Source organism: Micromonospora sp. NPDC049240 (assembly GCF_040647835.1).
GTDB lineage: Bacteria > Actinomycetota > Actinomycetes > Mycobacteriales > Micromonosporaceae > Micromonospora.
Genome location: NZ_JBEZCX010000043.1, coordinates 1 through 5,127, shown reverse-complemented (window position 1 = coordinate 5,127; position 5,127 = coordinate 1). Strand labels below are relative to the sequence as shown.

1 protein-coding gene is annotated in these 5,127 nt (G+C 72.5%); it reads left to right on the top strand.

Annotated features, from left to right (window positions below; translation table 11 throughout):
* Nucleotides 1–5,127: amino acid adenylation domain-containing protein (locus tag AB0B02_RS31750; RefSeq protein ID WP_357306758.1), on the top strand; the 5,127-nt coding region annotated here is incomplete at both ends.

The following is a 5,127-nucleotide window of genomic DNA, read 5'->3' as shown; positions in this document are numbered from 1 at the left end:
ACCCACCCTCACCCCCACCGACAACTTCTTCGACCACGGCGGACACTCCCTCCTCGCCACCCGCCTCATCAGCCGCATCCGCAGCACACTCGGCGGCGACGTGCCGATCCGCACGCTGTTCGAGTCCCCGACGCCCGCCGCACTCGCCACCCGGCTCGCCGCCACGCCGGCCGAGCGGCCACGGTTGCGCCACCGGCCGGACGACGACCCGGCCGCCCTGTCCGCCGGGCAACAACGTCTTCTGCTGCTCGACCGCATCGACGGTCCCAGCCCGACGTACACCATCGGTTTGCGCCTGACCTTCGACGGCGACCTCGACGTGCCGGCGCTGGCCGCCGCCCTCGGTGACGTCGTCGGCCGCCACGAACCACTGCGCACGGTCTATCCGGACCGGGACGGCCAGCCGGCGCAGCGCCTGCTGCCCGCCGACACGCCGGTCGACCTGTCCGTCATCACGGTCGACGTGGCCGATCTGCCGACGGCGCTGCTCGAGGCCGCCCGCGTGCCGTTCGACCTGGCGACCGACCTGCCGCTGCGCGCCGTCCTGTTCCGCCTCGGCCCGAGCGAACACGTCCTGCTGCTGCTGATGCACCACATCGCGGCCGACGGCTGGTCCCTGGCCCCCCTGTCACGCGACCTCGTCACCGCGTACGCCGCCCGCCGCACCGGCGAGGCGCCGCGGTGGGAGCCGCTGCCCGTGCGGTACGCCGACTACGTCGGCTGGCAGCGCGAACTGCTCGGCGGCGTCGGCGACCCGGCGGCGCGGCTCACCGCTCAGACCCGCTTCTGGCAGGACACGCTGGCCGGCCTGCCGGAGCGGATCGCGCTGCCGGCCGACCGGTCGGACCCGGCGACCGCCACCCACCGGGGCGCGATGCTCGACCTGGTGCTGGACGCCGACCTGCACGCCGGCATCCTCGCGACCGCCCGCGCCGGAGGGGCCACCGTCTTCATGGTGCTGCTCGCCGGGCTCGCGGCCACCCTGGCCCGGCTCGGCACCGGCACGGACGTCCCGATCGGCACGCCGGTCGCCGGGCGCACCGACGAGAAGCTCGACGACCTGGTCGGCTTCTTCGTCAACACGCTGGTGATGCGCGTCGACCTGACCGGGAATCCGACCTTCGCCGACCTCGTCACCCGGGTCCGCGACGTCGCGCTCGACGCCTACGCCCACGACGACGTCCCGTTCGAGCATCTCGTCGAGGTGCTCAACCCGGCCCGGTCCCTGGCCCACCATCCCCTGTTCCAGGTCATGCTGGCGTTGCAGAACACGCCGGACGCCGCCTTCGACCTCGCCGATCTCCACGTGGAACTGCGGCCCGTCACCACCGGCACGGCCCGGTTCGACCTGTTCTTCAGCCTGCTGGAGCGCTACGACGCCGGTCGGGCCGACGGTCTGCGCGGCATCGTCGAATACGCCACCGACCGGTTCGACGCGGCGACCGTCGAGGCTCTGGTCGACCGGTGGCGGCGGCTGCTCGCCCAGGTCGTCGCCGACCCCGGCCGCCGGCTGAACGACATCGACGTGCTGACCGCCGACGAACGCGGAGAGCTGGACCGCTGGGGCACCGACGCGGCGTCCTCCGCAACCGCCACGCCGATCGCCGACCAGATCGCCGCGCAGGCCGCCGCGACCCCGGAGAACGTCGCCGTCGAAGCGCCCGACGGCAGCCTGACCTACGCCGAACTGCTCCGCCGCGCCGACGACCTCGCCGCCACCCTGGCCCACCACGGGGTCGCCGCGGAGTCGATCGTCGCCGTCGCGCTGCCCCGCTGCCTCGACCTCTACGTGGCCCTCGTCGCCGTGCTCCGCGCCGGCGCCGCCTACCTGCCGATCGACCTCGGCCACCCGGCGGAGCGGATCGGGTTCATGCTCGCCGACACCCACCCTGCGCTGCTGCTCACCACCGACACCGAGCTCGCCCGACACGGCACACCGGTCCTCGGTCCGGAGTCGTGGTCGTCCGGCCACACTCTCGCCAGGCCCGTGGTCCGGCCCGACAATCCGGCGTACGTCGTCTACACGTCCGGCTCGACCGGCGCCCCGAAGGCGGTGGTCATGCCGTCCGGCGCGCTGGCCAACCTGCTGGCGTGGCAACGGGAGGAGCTGCCGGGCGGGCCGGGTACCCGCACCGTGCAGTTCACCTCGGTCGGTTTCGACGTCGCCGCCCAGGAGATCTTCGGCGCCCTCACCACCGGTCGGACGTTGCTCGTCCCGGATGACGACACCCGCCGCAGCGGCGAGTTGCTGGCCGGCTGGCTCCAGGACAGCGCGGCCACCGAGCTGTTCGCGCCGCAGCCGGTGCTGGCCGAGATCGCGGAGGCCGCCGCCGAGGGCGACCGCCGACTGCTGGACCTGCACGTGATCGCACAGGCCGGTGAGGCACTTGTGGTCGGGGAGCAACTGCGCCGCTTCTTCGCCACCCGCCCACACATCGGGCTGCACAACCACTACGGCCCGGCCGAGACCCACGTCGTCACCGGCACGCCGCTGACCGGCCCGGCCGGCGGCTGGCCGGTGCGCGCGCCGATCGGCCAGCCCGTAGCCGGTGCCCGGCTGCTGGTGCTCGACTCCTGGCTCAACCCCGTACCGGTGGGCGTCGCCGGTGACCTTTACATCGGCGGTCCCGGACTCGCCCGCGGGTACCTGGGCCGGCCGGACCTGACCGCGGAGAGGTTCGTCGCGGGCCCGAACGGCTCCCGGCTCTACCGCAGCGGTGACCGTGCCCGCTGGCGCCCGGACGGTCAGCTCGAGTTCCTGGGCCGCACCGACGACCAGGTGAAGATCCGCGGGTTCCGGGTCGAGCCCGGTGAAGCCGCCGCCGTGCTGGCCCGCCACCCCGGCCTGGTTCGCGCGACCGTGATCGCCCGCACGGACCAGCCCGCGGTGGTACGCCTCGTCGGCTACGCCGTACCCGCTCCGGGTTGGACCGGTACGCCCGGCGAACTGGTCGACTGGCTGCGTGACCGGCTGCCCGACTACCTGGTGCCCACCACGGTCGTGCTGCTGGACGCGTTGCCCGTCACACCGAACGGCAAGCTCGATCGCGCCGCCCTGCCCGCTCCCGTGCACACACCCGGGCGCGCCGCCCGCAACCCGCGCGAGCAGATGATCGCCGACCTGTTCGCCGAGGCGCTGGGCGTCGACGCGGTCGGCGTCGACGACAACTTCTTCGACCTCGGCGGCCATTCGCTGCTCGCGACCCGGCTGATCAGCCGCATCCGCACCACGATGAGCGCGGACGTGCCGATCCGCGCACTGTTCGAGACGCCCACCGTGGCCGGTCTGGCCGCCCGTCTCGACCCGGGCAGAGCACTCCGGCCACCGGTACGCCCGGCGACGAGCCGGCCGGAGCTGCTACCGCTCAGCTCCGCCCAGCGCCGGCTGTGGTTCCTGCACCGGCTGGAGGGCCCCAGCCCGACCTACAACATGCTCATCTCGTTCCGCCTCACCGGCGCCCTCGACACCGCGGCACTCCGCCAGGCCCTGCACGACGTGGTCGCCCGCCACGAAGCGCTGCGCACCGTGTACCCCGAGGTCGACGGCCAGCCGTGGCAACGCATCGTGCCGACCGAGCAGGCCCGGGTCGAGTTCGACGAGGCCGACGTGACGCCGGAGCAGATGCAGGAACTACTCGCGGCGGCCGCCCGGTTCGCCTTCGACCTCGCCACCGACCTGCCCCTGCGGGCCAGCCTGCTCCGGCTCGGCCCCGACGAGCACGTGCTGCTGCTCGTGCTGCACCACGTCGCGGGCGACGGCTGGTCGATGGCGCCCCTGTCGCGCGACATCGTCACGGCCTACGCCGCCCGTCATGACGGCCGGCCACCGCACTGGACTCCCCTGCCGGTGCAGTACGCCGACTACACGCTCTGGCAGGAGGAACTACTCGGCGCCAAGGACGACCCGCACAGCCTGTTCGGCAGCCAGACGGCATACTGGCTGACCGCGCTCACCGGGCTGCCCGACCAGATCAACATCCCGGCCGTACGCACCCGCCCGGCCGCCGCCTCCTACCGTGGCGACCTCCTGAAGCTGCGCATCCCGGCCGACGTGCACGCGGGCATCGTCCGGCTGGCCCGGGAGACCGGTACGACGGTGTACATGGTGTTGCTGGCTGGTCTGGGTGGGTTGTTGAGCCGGCTGGGTGCGGGGGTGGACATTCCGATCGGTTCTCCGGTGGCGGGTCGGTTGGACGAACGGCTGGACGATCTGGTCGGTTTCTTCGTCAACACGCTGGTGATGCGGGTGGACGCCTCGGGCGACCCGACGTTCGCCGAGCTGCTGCACCGGGTACGCGGTACGGCGCTGACGGCCTACGCCCACCAGGACGTTCCCTTCGAGCACCTGGTCGAGGAACTGAACCCGACGCGCACGCTGGCCCACCATCCGCTGTTCCAGATCATGCTCGCGCTGCAGAACACGCCCGACCCGCACTTCGCGCTGCCCGGCCTCGATCTGCAGGTGCAACCCGTGAGCACCGGGACCTCCCGCTTCGACCTGGCCCTGAGCCTGTGGGAACGTCACGACGGTGCCACACCCTCCGGGATGGATGGTGTGGTGGAGTTCTCGTTGGATCTGTTCGACCAGGCGGTGGTCACCGATCTGATCGACCGGTGGCTACGGATCCTCACCGACATGGCCACCGGCAGTGCCGACACCCGCCTGTCCCAGTGGGATGTCGTGTCCGCAGCGGAGCGTGCCGACCTGCTGCGCTGGGGCGACGGCGGCGACAGCCAACCCGCGCTGTCCCTGGCCCAAATGGTCGCGCAACAGGTCACCGCCCAACCGGACGCCCCCGCCGTCACCACCGGCGACCAGACCCTGACCTACCACCAACTGTGGCAACGCGCCGGCGCCCTGGCCACCCGACTCACCACCGCCGGCGTCCGCCCCGAAACAGTGGTCGGACTCCTCCTCCCACGCGGCATCGACCTCGTCACCGCCGCACTCGCCGTGTCCCAAACCGGCGGCGTGTTCACACCCATGGACCCCACACTGCCCACCCCACGCCTGCACACCATGACCACCCAAGCCGACGTCCACATCGCCGTCACCGACCACACCACCACCCAACTGGCCACCACCCTCAACCTCACCGCGATACCCGCCGACGACATCCCCACCGA